Consider the following 20850-nt stretch of genomic DNA (forward strand, 5'->3'; position numbering starts at 1 on the left):
TATTGCCTAATTCTCCAAATCGATGTTCTAAAATGCCTACAAGAGGATGATTAAATTAATCGAAGAATATAGTGACGAGCAAAATCATCAACCAAGTCATAAACCAAAGTGCGATCGCTCATCAATGTCAAGAATTGGCAGCACTAGTCACTCGTCACACCGATGGCAAAGGGGACGGTTTTCATAAAACAGCTATTGAGCAGCTGGAATTTCAGCGAGAATCTTCTGCTTCCACCTCACTACAGGGTGTCTGCGAACCTATCTTTGCCATCTTAGTTCAGGGCAAAAAAGAAGCGTTGCTGGGTGAGGAAACCTATCGTTATGGCGCGGCTCAATATCTGGTAGTCTCGGTTGATTTGCCCTTGAGCGCGTTTATCGTTGAGGCAACCCCAGAGCAACCCTATTTAGGATTCAAGCTGAATCTAGATCCACGCCAACTCTGCGATATTATTACTGCTCAAACCAGTGTGATTGAGGAGAAAAAGAACTCTGTCAGAGGCTTATTTGTCAGCAACGTCGATGCACCGTTGCTCGATTGCGCTATGAGACTGACACGGCTTTTGGATACACCACAAGATATCCCAATTCTTGCACCGATGATTATCCGCGAAATCTATTATCGCCTTTTAATGGGTGAACAGGGCGAAGCTGTTCGCCAAATTGCGACATCTGGCAGCAATATGCAGCGCATCGCCGAGGTGATAAAACTCATCAAGGCTGATTTTACAAAGCCGATGCGGGTTGAGGAGCTAGCTGGGCAAGCAAGTATGTCTCCTTCATCTTTCCATCACCATTTCAAGAAAGTGACATCGATGAGTCCGCTTCAATATCAAAAGCAATTAAGACTGTTGGAAGCACGTCGCCTGATGCTTGCCGAAAACTCCGATGCGGCGAATGCTGCCTATCAGGTGGGTTATGAAAGCCCCTCACAGTTCAGCCGCGAATATTCCCGGATGTTCGGTGCGCCGCCGATCAGGGATATTGAACGTTTACGCACAGCCTAAGAGACTCGATAAATCGCCGTCTCTACAAGTGTTTTGGTGTATTGATAGCAACGCTAAGAGCGTCACGAGCGCCTTGATTCTGAATTCTTCTTCAGCTTTGCGTTGGCACAATTGCTTACTTCATAAATCTTCATCAAAATCTATTCCGATATATCGCGATATGTTTTTATATATCGTATATTAGAGAAAGTTGATTTGAGATTGATTTATGTTTAGACACTTTCGTTCACGCTTTGGTACACCTGCATGGGCAGGAGTTAACGAAGACGATTTCTTGCTTGTCAAGTCTTGGTTTGGGCATGGTAGGCATCATGGTAGAGATCATGACAAACACTTTGGTAATGAAATGTTTGGTCGTGGTTGGGGAGATGAACATCGGACTCGTCGGGGTGACATCAAGTTCATCCTGCTGGAATTGTTATCCGAGCATCCTAGTCATGGTTACGACCTGATTAAAGAGATGGAAACTCGTTATGGTGGTTTCCGTCGCCTCAGTCCTGGCTCAGTGTATCCAACACTCCAATTGCTGGAGGAAGGGGGTTATCTCAAGAGCGCCCAGGAAGGTGGCAAGCGGATTTACACGATTACCGATGAAGGTAGAAAATTATTGGCAGAACGTGCCCAACAAGAAACTTCTGATACTCCTTGGGATACCGTCAAAAGTTTCGTGAAAGGTAAGCCCCAAGAGTTTATTGAGTTGCGGAATGCTGCAACAGAATTAGCTGCTGTTGTGGTGCAGGTTGCTCGTAGTGGCAATGTGGAGCGAATAAATCGGGTGCGTGAGCTTCTAGAGCAAGTTAAACGGGAAATTTACGCGATTTTGGCTCAAAAATAAGTAGAGACACAAAAATTTGCATCTCTACCCTCAATATTCTCAGATTTTGCGTTTACAGGTTAGAAGCGATCGCACTTAAATCTGGCTCAATCAGTGAGTTAAGCAATGTCCACAACTGCAAATCAGTAAAATCTGGAATTGCCATAAATGCGCCGACTTCTTGTAAAACTTGCGGATCGTGGGTAGAAGCGATGCCAATAGTGCGGATATCTGCGCTCACCGCTGCCCGAATACCAGAGGGAGAGTCTTCTAATGCGATCGCTTCCTCTGCTGAAATCGCCAAGTTATTCAGGGCGACTTGGTAGGGTGCAGGGTCGGGTTTACCTGCTACACAATCCTCCGCTACAACAACTGTATGGAAAGCTTCTTTTATTCCCAATACTTCTAGCATAAATTCTGCATTTAATCTAGGTGCATTAGTTACTAATGCCCGCTTTAATTGATGTGTCTTTGTCCATGCTAGTAGTTCAGAAAATCCATCCAATGGTTTAAGATTCGGGGCGAGTTTGCGGAAAAGCGCCTCTTTTTCGTCTGCAAATTTCTGCCCTTCTATGGTTGATAATTGTGGCAAAATATCCTTAACAATTTCTGGATTTAGTCGCCCACTAATTCGCGATTTATAAAATGTTTCGTCAATTTCTATGCCATAATTTAGCAGCATTTCCTGCCAAGCTCGGTAGTGTATGGGGTCAGTATTGACAATAGTGCCGTCGAGGTCAAAGAGAATTGCAGCCAGCATGATTTTTTGGTAAAATGTAAATAATTGTTAACTTAATTTAAATAGTTTACATTGTTTTTTTGCCCTTATACAGCGCAAAAAGCGATAAATTAATCTGCTAAATCCTAAAATCTATACTGGATAAGCCATGTCAAGGTAGACAGGTAGAGCTTCTCAAGAAAGTGCCGTATAATTGATAACCTTCTGTGTAAGCAAATGCTAGCCGCTACAAACTTTTTTCGCGTTGATGATTTACTGGTGCAGATTTATAACTCTGAAGTCGAAATGGCCGAAGACGTTGCCGAAATCGCCCAAAAGCATTTACAGCAAGTTCTTAAACAACAGGATACAGCTGCTGTATTGTTAGCCACAGGTAACTCCCAACTCAAATTTCTCGATGTTTTGATTGCATTGGGTGGTGTAGATTGGTCACGGATTATTCTGTTCCATCTAGATGAATATTTGGGAATTACGGCTGACCATTCTGCGAGTTTCCGGCGCTATATGCGAGAACGTGTAGAAAACCGGGTTGTTCCTAAAGTATTTCACTATATAGAAGGTGATACACTGCAACCAGTAAACGAGTGCGATCGCTACACCAAACTATTGCAAGCACAACCAATAGACCTATGCTGTCTTGGTGTTGGCGAAAATGGACATTTGGCTTTTAACGATCCAGCAGTAGCAAATTTTCAAGATCCTTACAGTGTGAAACTAGTAAAACTGGATACAGTGAACCGTCAGCAACAAGTTAGTACAGGTCAATTTCCAAATCTAGAAACTGTCCCACAATATGCTTTTACTGTCACCATCTCAGCAATTTGTTCAGCTAAAAAAATTATCTGTCTGGCTCCAGAAAAACGTAAAGCCAATGTGGTAAAAGAAATGTTGCAAGGAGCTATAACTACAGATTGTCCGGCTTCTATTCTTCGTCAACAATCCCAAGCTACGTTATTTTTAGATGTCAATTCAGCTAGTTTACTTTCTTAAACTTCTCTCAATGCTCACAGGATATTGTTGAGAAAAAATCCTTTACATGGTCAGAAAACCTCTTTATTTTTGCGAGTGAAGGGATACATTACCCGAACGGTAAGATATAATCCTAGCAAACACGTACTGTTAGCAGTATTAAATGCTGCCATCAACAGAAAGTGCATCCCCCTCCTAGCACCAATCCCAAAAAACCCCAAGACCTTTTCTTAGTATGCGGACTCCAAAGTTTAGGGCAACATTGTGTTGCAGTCTTAAAGGAGTACGACGTTAAAGTCAACGCCATTGACGATGTACAACTCGAACATTGGGAAGTCCCAGAAGTACCAAGCTTACTAGAAAAATTAATCATCGGAGACTGCCGCCAGCCAAGTGTTTTAGAGCAGGCAGGTATAAAGCAATGTCGTTCAATACTTTTAGTCACAAGAAATGAGCGGATAAATATAGAAGCAGCGTTTGCAGCACGGCGACTTAATCCGCACGTTCGCCTGATTGTTCGTTCTGACAAACAAAATTTCAACAAACTTTTGTCCGAAAACTTAGGCAATTTTGTTGCCTTTGAGCCTACCCATCTCTCTGCTCATGCCTTTGCTTTAGCATCTCTCGGATCTGAAGCGATCGGTTACTTTACTTTAGAAGGGCAACTATTGCAAGTAATCAAGCACCAAGTACAAGCGAAAGATAGCTGGTGCAATGGCAAGCCAGTACATAGACTCAATCTCACAACTCGCCGCATTTTGAGTCACACAACCGTTTCATCTGATCCCCTCAAAGAATTGTTTGGATGGAACCCAGAAGCAGAAGTGCAGGTAGGAGACACACTCGTTTACATTGATGTTGCATACGAATTGGCTTTCTCTGAGCAATATACAAATAAATCTTATCGCCAAAGTTGGCAGTGGCAAGAGTTTCTTCAAGGCATAACAGCGAAGAATCTTAAGCAAAAAATATTACAATTTTGGCAATCTTACTACCAAAGCCAAAATCAAATTCGGCGAATTGCAACAATTTATGGGATTACCGTACTTATTCTGTGGTTCGTTGGAATAATTCTTTACCGCTTGTATTATCCTGACATCTCCCTGCAAGAAGCTTTCTATGCAACAGCAGTGTTGCTTTTGGGAGGATACGGAGATTTATTTGGTGGTGTTGAGTTTAAATCGCAATCTGAACCTTCAGATCATATCCCTTGGTGGTTGCGATTCTTTAGCCTGGGGCTTACATTGACAGGTCAAGCTTTCGTGGGAGTATTATATGCACTGGTAACTGATGCTCTTGTCACTTCCAGATTCCAGTTTTTCAATTCTCGTCCTCCCATACCACAACGCAACCATGTAGTAATTATTGGCTTAAATCGCTTGGGACAGAAAGTTGCTGCTCTTTTGCAAGAACTCAATCAGCCGTTAGTAGGAATTCATATTACCACTCTCGATCCAGGCACTTTACCAGATATGCCCCTGATTATTGGCAATGCTACCGAAGCACTGGCTAATGTGAATCTCTCCTGTGCTAAAAGCATCGTTTTAGTGGGGGACGATAATATGGAAAATCTAGAAATTGGTTTGATGGCTCATGGAATGAACCCCGCCACAAGCTTGATTATCCGCTCTCAAGATCGCCATTTTAGTGATAATATCGCCCCTCTGTTTCCCTATGCCCAAGTTCTATGTGGCGCGGCTTTATCTGCGGAAGTCTTTGCTTGTGCTGCCTTTGGGGAAAATGTTTTGAGCTTGTTTCACTTGAGTGAGCAAATAGTCATGGTGACGGAATACAAGATTGAAGAAGGTGATACCCTGAATGGGTTGCTTCTATCTGAAATAGCATCTGGCTATAGTGTTGTGCCGATTCTCTACCATAAATATCGGCGAGACAATTATTCCTTGATGCCCTGGTATGATGTTAAGCTCTATGCTGGCGATCGCTTAATTGTTTTAGCTACAAGCAGTAGTTTGCAGCGAATCGAATGGGGTGAAATGCTGCCTCGCCTTTGGCAGGTGGAGATCGAGAAAGCTCTGACTACAAATTCTCTTATCTATGGCGCTGAAGAAATAGTTTTGATTACAGGATGTAGTTTAGGTACTGCTAGGCAATGGATGAATAATTTGCCTGGAATATTGCCAATACCACTTTATAAACATCAAGCTCAACGTCTGGTGCGGGCGCTAACAAAAATACAAGTTTTGGCAAATGTAATCTTCATTGGGCAAGGCAGTAGTTCGACTTGAGTAAACTAGGATGTAATAAAAAGGGCGCAATATCAATATATTGTGCCCCTACTGACCTAACCTGAACTTGACAAAAATAACGGCTGTACGCTTCCTACAGTGTGGTGAATATTATCTAGAACGAGTACCCGTTACTTCATTAGGATCGCTATAAGCCCGGACTTTATCACGATTACGAGCCAGACCTGCTAAACCGGCTAGACCAAGTAAACCTAGCCAACCCCAATCGAAACCGCGATCGCTAGTTCTTTCGGAAGTTGTAACACCTGCATTCCTGTTAGTACCTGTAGTGTCAGTACCTGTTGTTCCAGTACCTGTTGTTCCAGTACCTGTTGTTCCAGTACCTGTTGTTCCAGTACCTGTTGTTCCAGTACCTGTTGTTCCAGTACCTGTTGTTCCAGTGCCTGTGGTATCAGTACTTGAGCCAGTACCTGTTGTTCCAGCGCCTGTGGTATCAGTACTTGAGCCAGAACCTGTTGTTCCAGAACCTGTTGTTCCAGAACCTAAGCCAGTGCCTGTTGTTCCAGAACCTGAGCCAGTACCTGTTGTTCCAGAACCTGAGCCAGTACCTGAGCCAGTGCCTGTTGTTCCAGTACCTGAGCCAGTGCCTGTTGTTCCAGAACCTGAGCCAGTGCCTGTTGTTCCAGTACCTAAACCAGAACCTGAGCCAGTACCTGTTGTTCCAGTACCTGAGCCAGTACCTGTTGTTCCAGAACCTGAACCAGTGCCTGTTGTTCCAGTACCTGTAGTTCCAGTACCTGAACTACTGCCACTACTAGAACCTCCACTACCTGAGCCTCCGCTTTGGGCAAAAACAGAAGGAGGTAAGGATACAGAAGCGAAACTGATGGCAAAGGCAGCAGCTAGAACAGTTTTAGATAAATCAAAAGGCTTCATGGTCATAGTTCCGTTTATGTTTTAGATTTCTGTGGTTGATTGATGTTCAAAACTGATATTTTCTACTTAATCCAGTGCTAAGTTAGGTAACTTTTGACAAGCAAGATAGATTCAGAATTTTTTCACTTAGTTTGTGTTGGAAAAATTGAAAGCATTTGAAGCTCCCATAACACATAAATATTCGTCAGATTCAAACTAATTCATAATCAGTAATTACTTATTTATGATTAAGAAGCTACGGGCAAAGTCGCTTGCTCACAAAAAAGCAAGGAATAAAAATTAATCTTACTGATGTAAAAATATTTATATTCACTTGCGTTCTACTTTTTAATTACTTATTATGAATTCGTTTTTTCATTCCTAATTAACATAACAGCTAGTTTTTTGTCGCACTTCTACCATAGGACTAAACCTACTTCTATCGCAGGCATTACTTTTACATTAATTAAATTTAGTCTGTGAACATGAAAATAACGAAACATTTTGCAGCTTACAATCCGATAAGCAGGACTCAAGATAATCACAATCTTCACACTGGATATATTGCCCTGGATTAGCACATCCACAGGCAGGGTTCACAAAACATTCAGAAGGATCTTGAGGTGTTCGAGATTTTTTGAATAGAAGGTATAAAGCTGCTTCTTTTAGACAAAAAATCAAATCTTTAAGCATAAACTTCCGTACCAATCCTAATAAGTACAACGATTTTTGGATTTGTCGATGAATTTATCTTTTTATTTTTTTTAGTTATTCTCAGATAAATATTATAAAGTTAAACAGCTAAATGCTCACAAAAAATAAGAGTATATTTAAAAATACTCTACAATATTATTTCACCTGATAACTTATAACTTCATACTCTAGATGTGTCTTATTATAGACTTAAGGAATATTGTTTCACTATAATGACTGATACAAATTCTTTACCCTGTCATTCTCTGCTGGATAATTGTACCAAAATTAAACTAAATTAGTATTCCTAAAGACATATTCAGATTTTACAGGTATTTAGTTATCATCCATTTGGTAGATGACAAACCTCTTTGACCAAATAACCATCTTCCATCTGAATTATGCGATCGGCAATATCTAAAATTCTGTTGTCGTGAGTGACCATTAAGATAGCACAATTCTGTTCTTTAGCTAGTTTCTGCATTAGAGTGACAACATCTCGGCCCGTCTTACTGTCTAAAGCAGCTGTAGGCTCATCAGCTAAAACTAATTTTGGATGACTTACTAAAGCACGAGCAATTGCTACCCGTTGTTTCTGTCCTCCTGAGAGATCAGATGGGTAATAATTAACTCTATTTTCCAATTTAACGGCATTTAGTATAGCTTCTGATTTGCTGCGAGCTTCCGATTCAGAAATATTTTTATGTAATTCTAGCGACATTTGAACATTTTGTCTTGCTGTTAAGAAATCTAATAAGTTATGAGCTTGGAAAATATATCCAATGTGGCGGCGTACTTTAACTAATTGCTCGTTACTAGCTCCAGAAAGCTCTTGACCTAAAAATTTAAGGCTTCCCTCTTGGACAGACCGTAACCCACCAATTAAAGTTAATAAAGTTGTTTTTCCTGAACCTGATGGTCCAGTCATAATCACAATTTCTCCAAATTTAATATTAAAATTAATATCAAACAATATTTGACTTCGTACTTTTTTCTCGCCGAAGTAGTGATTCAGATCGTTAATATCCACAATAAACTTTGTTTTCATGATTTTCTCAGATATATATGACTCATATTTGATTTTTGCGAAGCTAGGTACAAATCAAAGAGCTTTATTGTCTATTAACTACCTATCGCATGTGCGCTGCAAGAACAGAAATTAAAGCGGACTACTATGTAAAATTAAAAAATATCTGCTGGATCTACATTTCGAAGTTTGTTTGTAGATAAAAATCCAGAAGTTAAGCACATTAATGTTGCTGAGATTAATACTATAATGGCTTTATCTGTACTCATTATAACTGGTAATTTGGTAGCATTTTTTGAGACATCATATAAGGCTATAGATATAGCCAAACCTGGAATATAACCTAGAGATGCTAAAATTAAAGCTTGTTGAAAAACTACACTTAATAAGTATTTGTTTTTGAATCCCATTGCTTTTAAGGTTGCATATTCAGTTAAATGACTAGAAATATTACTATAAAGAATTTGATAAACAACGATCACACCAACAACAAACCCCATTAATACCATCAGATTAAACACGAATCCAATGGGTGTTCTAAGAGACCAATAAGTTTTTTCCAAAGCAATAAAATCTTTGCGAGTAATTACTTTTACGTCTTTGGGTAACTTGGCTGATAAATCTGCAAAAACTTTTTGTTGGTCGGTATTAGGTTTGAGTTTAATTAATCCTATATCTATCTTTTGTGCCGGACGATCTTGAAATATTCTGAGAAAAGTTGAAGAACTAACGATTAAATTCCCATCAACACCAAAGGAAGGGCCAAGGCGAAACAAACCACCAATCTTAACTTTGTAACCAACTAATCCAGTGTAGCTGAATATTTCAACTTTTATAACTTTACCTTGTTCAAAATCTTTAGCGATCGCTCCAAATTCGGGACGAGAATCGCGGTCAAACAAAACGACATTAGGAATTCTAATTAAATCAAGTTTTTCTTCAATATTTGGAAATTTAAAAACTGATTTAACTGGGTCAAATCCCAGCACATACAATGGAAATTTTAAACCATTGTTGGGATTTTTGAATTTGGCAAATTGTACATATAAAGGGCTAACTGATTCTACACTATCGAAACCTAATACTTGATATAAATTAGAACGAAAAAAGCTCTGATTTGATGTTAAAGATTTATATTGGGCACTAATTAAAAATAAGTCTCCTTCTAGATTCTTATGCAACTGCGTAGCACTGTCATAAAGAGCAGCTTGGAAACCAATTTGCATAAACATGAGAACTGCAACAAAAGCAATCCCAGCTAAAGCTACAAGAAAGCGAATTTTTTGTCTGGCTAGTTGTAACCAAGCTAAGGGGATATTGAGAATCATTTAGTAAACCTCAAGGATGAAAATTAGACTAAATTAAGAAAGAATGCTTTGTTTAAATCAAGGATTTTCTGTTAAAGCGTAGCCAATTACAAATTAGTATTAGGTAGAGTAGGGATATTCAATGAGTTACCAAAGCTTTCTTGAGAAGTTCTAAATATCAATAATTACCTCTACCTGTAAATCAGTCAGACCAGCAACTCGCTGGTTATCTTGAAGATTATCAATACGAATTTTTACATCAACTATTTTGTTATCTGTGTCTGCTTGAGGGTTGTTATTAAAGATATTTTGTTTGCCAACTTGTAAACCAATATCTGTAACTTTTCCTCGTAATTTCCCTGGTAAAGCATCGCTAGTAATAATCACTGACTGACCGATACGGACTTTTTTAATATCAGTTTCATAGACTTCTGCTACCACATACATCTGTTGTGTGCGACCTAAATCAGCTATTCCTGTAGTGCCGATAATTTCTCCAGGCCAAGTATTAATTTTCATGATTTGCCCGGTTATGGGCGATCGCACAATACTTAAATCCCACTCTGCCTTAGCCTGGTTAACTGAGGCTAATGCACTTTCAACATCAGCTTGTGCTGCTGCTATATCGGTAGGACGAACCTCAGCAATACTCTTGAGTCTGGCTTTGGCCTCGATTAACTGCTTTTGAAGAGTTTCTATAGTGCGCTTGAGAGAAGCTTTAGCTTCATTGAGTTGCTGTTGAACTGTATCGACTCGCAAACGTTTAGTATCTGCGTCGGAGGCTGAAATCGCACCATCTTTATATAACTGCTGATATCGCTGATTTTCGCTTTCAGCATTCCGCCAATCAGCCTGTAAGCGAGCGATCGTTGCTTCTTGAGCAGAAGTTTCTCCGCGTAACTCAGCTTCTAAACGAGCAATGGTTGCTTTTTGTGCAGATATATCTCCAGCTTTTGCGCCAGCTTTTACCTGGTTAAGACTAGCTTGAGCAACTAAGACTTGTTGTTGGGCTTTTTCTAAAGCTGCAAGACGAGGAAAGTAACTGTCAAGCATTGCAACTACTTGCCCCTGTCGCACTCTGTCTCCTTTGTTTACCATAAGTTTTGTTACCCTAACACCCCCTTGGGACTCTGGAGCCGATAGACGAATAACCTCTCCTTGAGGTTCTAAACGTCCTAATGCTGCAATAGTAGCCCTTTTAGGAGAACTACGTGGGGTAGCTATAGGCTGTACTTTCGAGGACAACTGAAATCGTGAAAAGGTATAGAAAGAGGCTGCACCAGTAGCTATAGTCATAGTAGTTGCTAATATAACTGGCCACCAAACTACAGGTTTAATGAATGGTTTGATGAATGAATGTTTGTGTTTTTGTACCATAATTACCTATTCCAAATTAGCGATGTCTGAGAACAAGGTCTTTCCAAATTATTCAGAAATAGCAGAGATGAAATTAGACCTTATATCATGCCAAGATGAACACTCTAATTCAGCTTGAAGCGGGTAGAAGTGACTATTTTGAATTAGTGAATTAAGCCCCCCTCTCGTGAAGGGGGGTTAGGGAGATCTTCCAAAGCTAGATATTACTAACATCAATCATATCGATCCATAAATCTGTTAGTAAATTAACTTTGGATGAAGCAGTTTGGTACTTTATGTATCTAGCCAGAGGTAGCTTTATTTGTTAAGAACTGCCTCTTTTTTACTTTTAACGATCGCCAGATATTCGTTGCGAGTTCCATCTATGCGATAGTGGTCGCAAATTTGGCAGAGTTTCAAGATATCCAATCGACTAAATACTTTTTGATGTTCAATGCCGTTGTCATTTCTCCACCGCCAGAAAGTTGTCCGATCAATGCGGCGATTACTTTCAGGCCATCTTCGTCGAGATAAAAAATCTACCAGTTCATCTTCATAAAATGAGTAGCCTTTTGGTAGCTTCAGGAGTTCTTCTCTTAACTCAATTAGCGGGATGAGTGGATCTAGCTCAGATAGTCTCATGCCAGCAAACCCTTATATTTTCGTGACAGTCTAATTATGCAGAAGGCTTCATACAATACGGTTCATTGCATTAAATCACATTGTCATACTGCGCGTTTATGAATGTATAGAGTGACCAGCAATCAGGTGAATTTATATTTTCATTCTCCCTATTTATGTATCTCTCCACCTTCTTAAACAAACAGTATTGAATTACATTATTTAATCACTTACGATAAACTGATTGATACTCAATTGCAACCTATATGCAACAGTTGTGAAGCGAAATAGCTAGCAATGTAATCGATACAATTAATAAAAACTAATTGCGTTATTTGACCACTTTTTAACACTGTTATGTCCTTGCTATTACTCAGCATATCAAAATAACTCTTTGCTTTATGGTGGGTCTGTTGTTCGCTAGTATTTTTCATTCTTTAGATATAGTTGCTAGTGGTTATTGTTACATTGCAGACAGAATTACTTCTTTGGGAATAAAAATCCTTTAAAAATATCTTATTGATTAATACACAATCTTTAAAAGAAATAAATCAACTTTTGGATAGATGTAAAAACTATAGTATTAACTCACAGGCACTTAGCTTGTTTAAGTAGCTATGATCTCTATTTTTCAATAAGTAAATAAATTAATGGCAGCCTAATGTTGTTGATATTCTAATACTTTTTTCAGTATTTTTTCGAATAAGAGGTGAGTACTAAATTGAAGATATATGCAATTTGTATGCAATTCGAGTAATGTATTTTTGTTATGTGACATACTAATTGAAAAGAAAGAGTTCTAATAGTTATGTGAGTGACAGCGATCGCCCCCCAAAGACCCTAGATAAAATGAAACTACAGCGATTCATGCTCTCATTGCCAAGCTTTGATAACCAGCGACTGATTTTTCATGCAGCTCGCCAGACTCTTCGCAAAGCTGAGATGGCCCGCGTTGCCGTGCGTGAATGGCTCAATCAACATGATTGTGAGCTAGAAGAGTGGAAAACAAAAAAAGCTTCTGAGCTGGGAATTAGTATTAGTAGGCTTGAGCAAAAGATATTAGCTGCTGCTCAAAACCAGGCGATAAGTAATAAGACAGATGACAATTTTAATTCCGAGAATGATTCTGTATAAGTTTATATGTAGGTTCTGCTCTATTTACCCAATTGAAATCAGAAAATGCACTTTTCTAAGCTGATTTTGAGGGTTCGCACTAATCATTAAAGTGCTTAGAAAGCCTAACTACAAACTTATTTACCCAGCAAATGTAATGAGATGAACCACAGAGACGCAGAGAAGCCAGTGCGTTGGGCGGGTTCCCCGACTTGTAGCAACTGGCGCGACACAGAGTCAGAGACAAAAAAAGAGTTCGAGCTGACAGACTACTAGTACCGTTATTGAAATGGACTAATAAATTATGCCCAATAACATTTTACCTCTCAAGAGCGATACCGTTGTATATAAGTTGTATATCAATTGTAATGGAGAATTAAACAGCCTAATATTAACTACAATTGATAAGTTAAGATGTTAGCTGGATGAAAACATCCAATTTATATCTGATTAACAACTTATGTTGTAATGTTGAAGCCATTTCCAATTTAGAGCAATTCTTTAGCCGAAAATAAATCTGAATTCTACATTTAGACTTCAGGATATCCTCACTAAAATCTCTTGAAGTCTTGTTTATGGCTTCTGAACCTCAAGTAAAGGCATATCGCTTACCATCAATAGCCCCTAGCCTTACCTAAAAAATAATCGCGTCTTTCTCTAATTGTAGAGATGGTAATTTTATTATCATCTTTACATCTCAAAAATCTAATAGTGAAGAAAAAGTCATGACTGCTTCTAGAATTGAAGCTGTTTTAGCACAGTTGCAAGAAGAAGTTAGCAATTGTGAACAGGCTCTACTCAAGCTCATACAGGTGAAAAAAGTTATGGTTGAGAATGCACCGCTAACCAGCGAAATAAATAGACCTCAGCAAAAAACAGATATTGCAATTATTGGGATGGCTTCTATCTTTCCCCAATCAAAAAATTTACAGGAATATTGGGAAAAAATAATTCATAAAGTTGATTGTATTACTGATGTTCCCCCTTCGCGTTGGAGTGTAGAGGATTATTATGATCCTAACCCCAGAACACCTGATAAAACATATTGTAAGAGAGGCGGATTTATCCCGGATGTCAATTTCAATCCGATGGAATTTGGACTGCCACCTAACAGTCTAGAAGTTACAGATATATCGCAATTGCTAGGTTTGATTGTTGCGAAAGCAGCGATGGAAGATGCAGGTTACGGCGAATCTCGACAGTTTAGTTGCGATATCTACGATCGCCTTCGCCAACGTACTGGTGTAATCTTAGGTGTGGCACTAGGTAGGCAGTTGGCGGTTCCTCTGACTGCGAGAATGCAGTACCCAATCTGGGAAAAAGTTCTCAAAGGCAGTGGCTTATCTGATGAAGATGCCCAAAAAATCATTGAGAAAATCAAAAGTGCTTATGTGCAGTGGGATGAGAACGCTTTCCCCGGTATGCTCGCAAACGTAGTTACAGGAAGAATTGCTAACCGCCTAGATTTGGGCGGGACTAATTGTGTAGTCGATGCCGCCTGTGCGAGTTCATTGGGTGCCCTCAAAATGGCAATTAGTGAGCTAACTGAGCATCGAGCCGATATGATGATCACTGGCGGAGTTGACACCGACAACTCAATTATGGCCTACATGTGCTTCAGCAAAACTCCTGCTGTTTCCCAAGGTGAGAATGTTAAACCTTTCGATGCAGAGTCTGATGGGATGATGCTGGGTGAAGGTGTGGGAATGTTAGTCCTGAAGCGTCTTGAGGATGCCCAACGAGATAATGACCGGATCTATGCAGTCATCAAAGGCATTGGTACTTCTAGCGATGGGCGCTATAAAAGCATCTATGCACCGCGTCCAGAAGGTCAAGTCAGAGCTTTACATCGTGCTTACGAAGATGCCGGATTTTCGCCTGCGAGTGTTGGTTTGATTGAAGCACACGGCACTGGTACTATGGCTGGAGATCCCGCCGAATTCTCATCTATAAAAGAGGTTTTTGGCGAAAGCAATCCCAAAAAACAACATATTGCGCTTGGAACTGTCAAATCACAGATTGGACATACAAAAGCTGCTGCGGGTGCGGCGAGTCTGATCAAAACGGCTTTGGCTTTACACCACAAAGTATTGCCAGCCACGATTAATGTCACTAAACCGCATCCTAAATTAGATATTGATAGTTCTCCATTTTACTTAAATACGGAAACAAGACCTTGGATTAGCGGCGATGACCAACCAAGACGTGCAGGGGTAAGTTCTTTTGGCTTTGGTGGCACAAATTATCACGTCGTTTTGGAAGAATATACAAGTCAACATCAGCAACCCTATCGTTTACACAAACCTTCTCAGCCGGTGTTGCTATTTGCGTCAACGCCTGAAGAATTGTTGTCACGCTGTCAAGAAATTAAACAGCAATTGCAATCTGATACGGGAGAACAGCTTTATACAGAATTGATTGCGGCTTCTCAATCTTTAGAAATTCCGGTTACAAATGCCAGACTTGGGTTTGTTACTGATTCTCTGACTCAAGCTTGCGATTTGTTGCAAACAAGTATTGACTTGCTCAAAAACAAGCTGCAAGCAGAATCATGGGAGTATCCCCAAGGAATTTACTACCGCAAAACTGGCATAGCAACAGAGGGAAAGGTGGTTGCCCTATTTTCTGGGCAAGGGTCGCAATATTTAGAGATGGGTCGGGAACTCGTAATTAACTTCCCTGAGTTGGGGCAGACTTATGCTCAAATTGATAGCCTTTTACGCCAAGACAGTTTGCAACCCCTTTCGGAGGTTGTTTTCCCGAACCCTGTGTTTGATCTAGATCAAAAGACTGCCCAGATGAAGGTGTTGCAGCAAACAGAATATGCACAACCAGCTATTGGAGCTTTTAGCGCTGGTTTGTACAAGATATTGCAACAAGCTGGGTTTAAGCCAGATTTCGTGGCTGGACATAGTTTTGGAGAACTGACTGCTTTGTGGGCTGCGGGAGTTTTGAGTGAGAAAGATTACCTGTTCTTGGTCAAAGCTAGAGGTCAAGCGATGGCTGCACCAAAAGATCCTCTATTGGATGCGGGAGCGATGTTGGCGGTGAAAGGGGATGTAAATCAGGTTACAGAACTAATTCAGAATTTCCCGCAAGTCACCGTTGCTAACTTGAATTCTCCAAATCAGATGGTGTTAGCAGGGACGAAAGGTGAAATTGCTAATGTACAGGAGGCTCTGAAAACTCAAGGGTTCTCTAGCATTTTGTTGGGAGTTTCCGCAGCTTTTCACACTCCATTAGTAGCTTATGCACAGCAACCCTTTGCTAAAGCAATTGAGAAAGTTACTTTTAATGAGCCACAAATCCCGGTTTATACCAATGTTACCGGGAAGCGTTACCCAAATGAGCCGCAAGTCATTCAAACAGTCCTCAAAGAACATCTGAAAAATCAGGTGCTGTTTAAGCAAGAAATTGAAAATATTTATGCTGAAGGCGGTTACTGCTTCATTGAATTTGGGCCGCGAAGTGTTCTCACCAACTTGGTAAAAGATATTCTGTGCGATCGCCCTCATTTAGCTGTAGCTTTAAATGCTAGTCATCTCAAAGATAGCGATCGCACTTTGCGGCAAGCTGTTCTACAGTTGCGCGTTGCTGGATTACCTTTGCAAAACTTAGACCCCTATCAACTGGAGTATAAAATCCCAGAAGCTTCTCCAAATCAGCTCTTGAATGTCCGTTTAAATAGCACCAACTTTGTATCGGATAAAACCAAGCAGTCCTTTGAAAAAGCTATGCAAAATGGGCATGAAGTGAAACCCACCGTTGCGAATGGTAATAAACCCAACTTTTCTCAATCCACAGAGAAGGTATCAGTTAACAGTCAATCCACTGTTGGCAATGGCAATAAACCTAACCCCTCTCATTCCGTAGAGAAGGTAGCTGTTAACGGTCAATCTACCTTTGGAAATGGCAATAAACCTCACTCAGTAACAGCTAACCCCTCTCATTCAGCAGAGAAAGTAACAGTCAACGGTGGAGTGAAATCTGTGCAGAACGGGCAATCAGATCAACTCGATATCAAGTCTTTGCAACCTAGTTCAGAACTTCCTCTAAGTTATTTAAGAGCTATAGATAACTTAGAATACTCCCTGATTGATTTCAGTCGCAATCAACATGAAATCTTGCAGGTTCATGAACAATCTTTAAACAATCAGACAGAATATACTAAAACCTTCTTCCAACTCATGGAGCAACAACATGCGTTATGGGGAAATAGTAAATTCAGCGAACCACATACAGAAACACAGCAACTGGTAGTCTCCAGTTCAGAGCGCAGCATCATGCGGTTTCACGAGCATCAAACTGATAGTCTCCGTATCCATGAGCAATATCTCAACTATCAGCAAGAATACACTAACAACTTTTTCCAATTGCTTCAGCGAAATTATCAACCGTCGCCCAGCAATACTAATCAACAGAGTCTGATACCGCCAGTCAATTATCAACCAAGTCCAGTAGCTCCACCAGTCGAAGAGGATAACCCTGTTCGGGAGACTGCACCGGTTGCTTTGCCGAGTAACGGATTTGCCACTAAATCTGAGCCAGTTTCAACTAATGGTAACGGCACAAATGGTAATGGTAATGGTAATGGCGCACATCATCAAGCAACAGCATTTCTGGATATTACTCCATTAAAGGAGAATACTGCACCTGTAGAGATTGCACCCCCACCCCCGCCAGTAATCATCGATCAAGCCGCTCTGAGCCAAACTCTGATTAACGTCGTTAGTGATAAAACAGGCTACCCAACGGAGATGTTAGAGCTAACGATGGATATAGAGGCAGATTTGGGGATTGATTCGATCAAACGTGTAGAAATTCTCGGAGCGTTGTTAGAACTATATCCCGATTTGCCCAAGCCGAATCCCGAAGAAGTAGGACAACTACGCACGCTGGCTCAAATAGCTGAATATATGGGGAAAATTGCATCTGAGATTTCTGGTGCGATACCTGCGGTGGGCTTTGTCAACGCCCCAAATGAGTCAGGGAGCAGGGAGCAGGGAGCAGAGGGAGATGGGGAAGATAAGGGAGATGAGGGAGATGAGGGAAATGGAGGAGTAACAGCAATACCTTCCTCATCCCCGCCATCCCCCTCATCTCCAGAGCTTACTAACATTGTGTTCAATGTCGTTAGTGAGAAGACAGGCTATTCGACGACAATGTTAGATTTGTCGATGGATATTGAGACAGATTTGGGAATTGATGCTGTCAAACTTGTGGAAATTATCGAAGCGTTGCTAGAACTATACCCGGATTTACCCAAGCTGACTTCAGAAGCATTGGCTCAATTACGTACCCTTGGACAAATTGTTGCACATATAGAAAAGGGACTAGGGACTGGGGAAGAAGTCGGGGAGTCGGGAGTAGGGAGCAGGGGAGAAGAGTTTTCCCCAAATTCCAATCCCCAATCCTCAATTTTTCGTAGTCCTGTCAGACTCAAATATCTTCCCGAACCTGATGTTTTAGATTTCACATTACCCGATAACCATATCGCCTTGCTTACCGATGATGGTTCTCTGACTACGGCGAAACTAGCTGAGACTCTGTTCAAACGCGGCTGGAAAACCGTTGTCTTAACTTTTCCTCCAACCGTCATTGCTAAACAATCTCCGTTACCTGAAGGCATTAGCCGTGTGGTGCTTACAGATTTGAGTGAGGAGCATTTGCAAGAACAGTTAGGAGCGATCGCTACTAACTATGGACAAATAGCTACATTTATCCATCTGAATCCTTCCACTCACGACGATATAAGCAACCATGTCCGTTATCTAGAATCAGAAAAAGCCATCCTTCGCCATGTCTTTCTCATCGCCAAATATCTCAAAGAACCACTCAATCAAGCAGCACTTCAAGGACGTAGTAGTTTTGTAACTGTGGCTCGTCTGGATGGTGAATTCGGACTAGGACAAAAAACTAACTTTGGTGCAATTGGCGCTGGACTATTTGGACTCACCAAAAGTTTGAACCAGGAATGGGAATCTGTATTTTGTCGAGCGATCGACCTCAGTCCTGATTTAGATGCCGAAACATCAGCACAGCATATCCTCGCCGAACTTCACGACCCAAATCTATTAGTCGTGGAAGTGGGATATAACTCACAAGAGCGAGTAACCTTAATTTGTGAACAGGAAGAACAAAAAAATAGAGAGCAGGAAATCGGTGGAATCCCCTTTGCACCCAGCACCTTTTCCTCCAACGTTTTCCCCATCCCTAATGCCGAATCCCAAGTATTTCTCGTAAGTGGCGGTGCGAAAGGGATAACGGCTCAGTGTGTGATTAAACTAGCGCAGCGTTATCAATGCAAATTTATCTTGGTGGGTCGTTCCACCGCCGATCCAGAACCCGTATGGACTGAAGGTTACTTAAGCGAAGCAGATTTGAAAAAGCGGATTATGGAGGATTTCTTCGCCAAAGGCGAAAAACCCACACCTGCAATGGTGCAGAAAAAGTTTAACGCTATTTCATCTAGTCGCGAAATTGCTACAACCTTACAAGCTATCAACCAGGCGGGTGGAAAGGCTGAATATTTAAATGTTGATGTGACTGATGCGATCGCACTTCAGGAGCAAGTTGCTAATGCTGTCAAGCGTTTTGGCCCGGTAACAGGAATTATTCACGGGGCTGGAAATCTAGCTGATAAGCGGATTGAGAAAAAATCAGTCCAAGATTTTGAAACAGTTTACACAGCCAAAGTTAAAGGTCTAGAAAACCTGTTGCGCTGTGTAACACCTAGCCAACTGAATTATTTAGTCCTGTTTTCTTCTGTAGTAGGTTTCTACGGAAATGTAGGACAGTCAGATTATGCGATCGCTAATGAAATTCTCAACAAATCAGCCCACCTTGTCAAACGCAACCATCCCCATTCTCATGTAGTAGCGATTAATTGGGGCCCTTGGGATAGTGGTATGGTTTCTCCTGAATTAAAGCAAGCTTTTGCTGAACGGAATATCGAGACTATTCCTGTTGATATTGGTACAGAAATGTTAGTTGATGAATTAGCTAGCACCAATCAAGAAACTGTGCAAGTTGTAATTGGTAGCCCTTTAGTTTATATCCCAGAAAAGTTGCCAAGCGAGTTGAGAACTTTTCGGATTCAGAGGCAACTAACATTAGCAGCTAATCCATTTTTACAAGATCATGTAATTGCTGGTTATCCAGTTCTCCCCGCGACTTGTGGACTCTTATGGATTGCTAACGCTTGCGAACAAATCTATCCTGGTTATAAAGCCTTCAGTTGTACAAATTATAAAGTTTTGAAGGGACTAATATTTGATGAAAATTTAGCAACTGAATACACTTTAGAATTGCAAGAAGTTGCTAAACATGATATTAATGAGATAGATTTTGATGCCAAAATCTGGAGTAAAACTCCAGAAGGTAAAATCCGTTATCATTTTAGTAGTCAGATGAAATTGAAGCGGGAAATTCTTATTCCCCCAACACACGAATTTATGAACTTAAGCCAGGATCATAAAATCACCGCGACGACTTCATCACTTTATCAAAATGGAGCAGCTAGCTTATTTCACGGATTTACCTTTCAAGGTGTAAAATCTGTTTTAAATGCCACTCTGGACAAGATCACCATAGAATGCTACTTGCCAGAGCCTGGAGAAAGACAACAAGGACAATTCCCAGTTCAAACATTCAATCCCTACATTGCAGATGTGCAGATTCATGCATTTTGGATTTGGGCACAGCATTTTTATCAGGTAGCTTGTCTGCCTTCAGAAATCAAAACTTTTGAACAGTTTGCTGCCGTTCCATTTGATGAAACATTTTACGTTTCTTGTGAAATAAAATCAAAGACAGAATCGAGTTTACTTGTTGATGTCATCGCCCATAATCAGCAAGGGAAAATATATACCCGAATGCTTGGTGCTAAGGGAACTATTTTACCCAAGCAACTAGATGAAATTTAACTAGGCAACTGAAAAATGTCATAAGAATTCAGCACTAAGGAGTCAGAAGTCAGACTTAGAAAGAATCTAATATGATTGATTCATCAAATTTTATCCTGGTTCTTTAACTATTCTGACTCCTGAATTCTTACAAAATATATACATCAGCTTGAGGAGGTGG

General features: G+C 40.5%; 12 protein-coding genes. 6 read left to right on the plus strand and 6 right to left on the minus strand.

Going from position 1 to position 20850, the window contains the following annotated elements:
- Window positions 1-68 precede the first annotated feature (68 nt).
- Both IQ274_RS08855 and IQ274_RS08860 read left to right on the plus strand, forming a co-directional pair.
- Window positions 69-1004, plus strand: a complete 936-nt coding sequence (locus IQ274_RS08855) for an AraC family transcriptional regulator N-terminal domain-containing protein (protein ID WP_163937712.1) — start codon at window positions 69-71, stop codon at window positions 1002-1004.
- Between the two features lie 208 nt (window positions 1005-1212).
- A complete protein-coding gene (locus IQ274_RS08860; RefSeq protein WP_194142015.1) occupies window positions 1213-1839 on the plus strand; it encodes a PadR family transcriptional regulator in 627 nt (208 codons plus the stop codon).
- A gap of 52 nt (window positions 1840-1891) precedes the next feature.
- Here IQ274_RS08860 and IQ274_RS08865 read toward each other — a convergent pair whose 3' ends face one another.
- On the minus strand, window positions 1892-2578 hold the full coding sequence (locus IQ274_RS08865) for an HAD family hydrolase (protein WP_194142016.1): 687 nt from the start codon (window positions 2576-2578) through the stop codon (window positions 1892-1894).
- Between the two features lie 195 nt (window positions 2579-2773).
- Between IQ274_RS08865 and IQ274_RS08870 the strand changes: the two genes are divergently transcribed.
- Window positions 2774-3547 (plus strand): glucosamine-6-phosphate deaminase, encoded by a 774-nt coding sequence (locus IQ274_RS08870; RefSeq protein ID WP_194142017.1) that lies wholly within the window; start codon window positions 2774-2776, stop codon window positions 3545-3547.
- Window positions 3548-3708: 161 nt separating this feature from the next.
- Complete coding sequence (locus IQ274_RS08875) at window positions 3709-5772, plus strand: potassium channel family protein (RefSeq protein ID WP_194142018.1); 2064 nt, start codon at window positions 3709-3711, stop codon at window positions 5770-5772.
- A 111-nt stretch (window positions 5773-5883) separates the two neighbouring features.
- Here IQ274_RS08875 and IQ274_RS37970 read toward each other — a convergent pair whose 3' ends face one another.
- The 5 genes from IQ274_RS37970 to IQ274_RS08900 form a co-directional block, all read right to left on the minus strand.
- Entirely contained in the window at window positions 5884-6675 is a 792-nt protein-coding gene (locus IQ274_RS37970) for a WGxxGxxG-CTERM domain-containing protein (protein WP_416209832.1), read from the minus strand.
- Window positions 6676-7684: 1009 nt separating this feature from the next.
- Complete coding sequence (locus tag IQ274_RS08885; RefSeq protein ID WP_175586708.1) at window positions 7685-8389, minus strand: DevA family ABC transporter ATP-binding protein; 705 nt, start codon at window positions 8387-8389, stop codon at window positions 7685-7687.
- A 134-nt stretch (window positions 8390-8523) separates the two neighbouring features.
- Window positions 8524-9696, minus strand: a complete 1173-nt coding sequence (devC, locus tag IQ274_RS08890; RefSeq protein ID WP_163929789.1) for an ABC transporter permease DevC — start codon at window positions 9694-9696, stop codon at window positions 8524-8526.
- Between the two features lie 150 nt (window positions 9697-9846).
- Window positions 9847-11052, minus strand: a complete 1206-nt coding sequence (locus IQ274_RS08895) for an ABC exporter membrane fusion protein (protein WP_163929788.1) — start codon at window positions 11050-11052, stop codon at window positions 9847-9849.
- A 297-nt stretch (window positions 11053-11349) separates the two neighbouring features.
- Window positions 11350-11673 (minus strand): hypothetical protein, encoded by a 324-nt coding sequence (locus IQ274_RS08900; RefSeq protein ID WP_114080674.1) that lies wholly within the window; start codon window positions 11671-11673, stop codon window positions 11350-11352.
- A gap of 846 nt (window positions 11674-12519) precedes the next feature.
- Between IQ274_RS08900 and IQ274_RS08905 the strand changes: the two genes are divergently transcribed.
- Together IQ274_RS08905 and IQ274_RS08910 are read left to right on the plus strand one after the other, a co-directional pair.
- Entirely contained in the window at window positions 12520-12786 is a 267-nt protein-coding gene (locus IQ274_RS08905) for a hypothetical protein (protein ID WP_163929791.1), read from the plus strand.
- A 704-nt stretch (window positions 12787-13490) separates the two neighbouring features.
- Window positions 13491-20690, plus strand: coding sequence for a type I polyketide synthase (locus IQ274_RS08910; RefSeq protein ID WP_194142020.1), 7200 nt, complete (start codon window positions 13491-13493; stop codon window positions 20688-20690).
- The last annotated feature ends 160 nt before the right edge of the window (window positions 20691-20850 follow it).

Source organism: Nostoc sp. LEGE 12447 (genome assembly GCF_015206985.1).
GTDB lineage: Bacteria > Cyanobacteriota > Cyanobacteriia > Cyanobacteriales > Nostocaceae > Nostoc.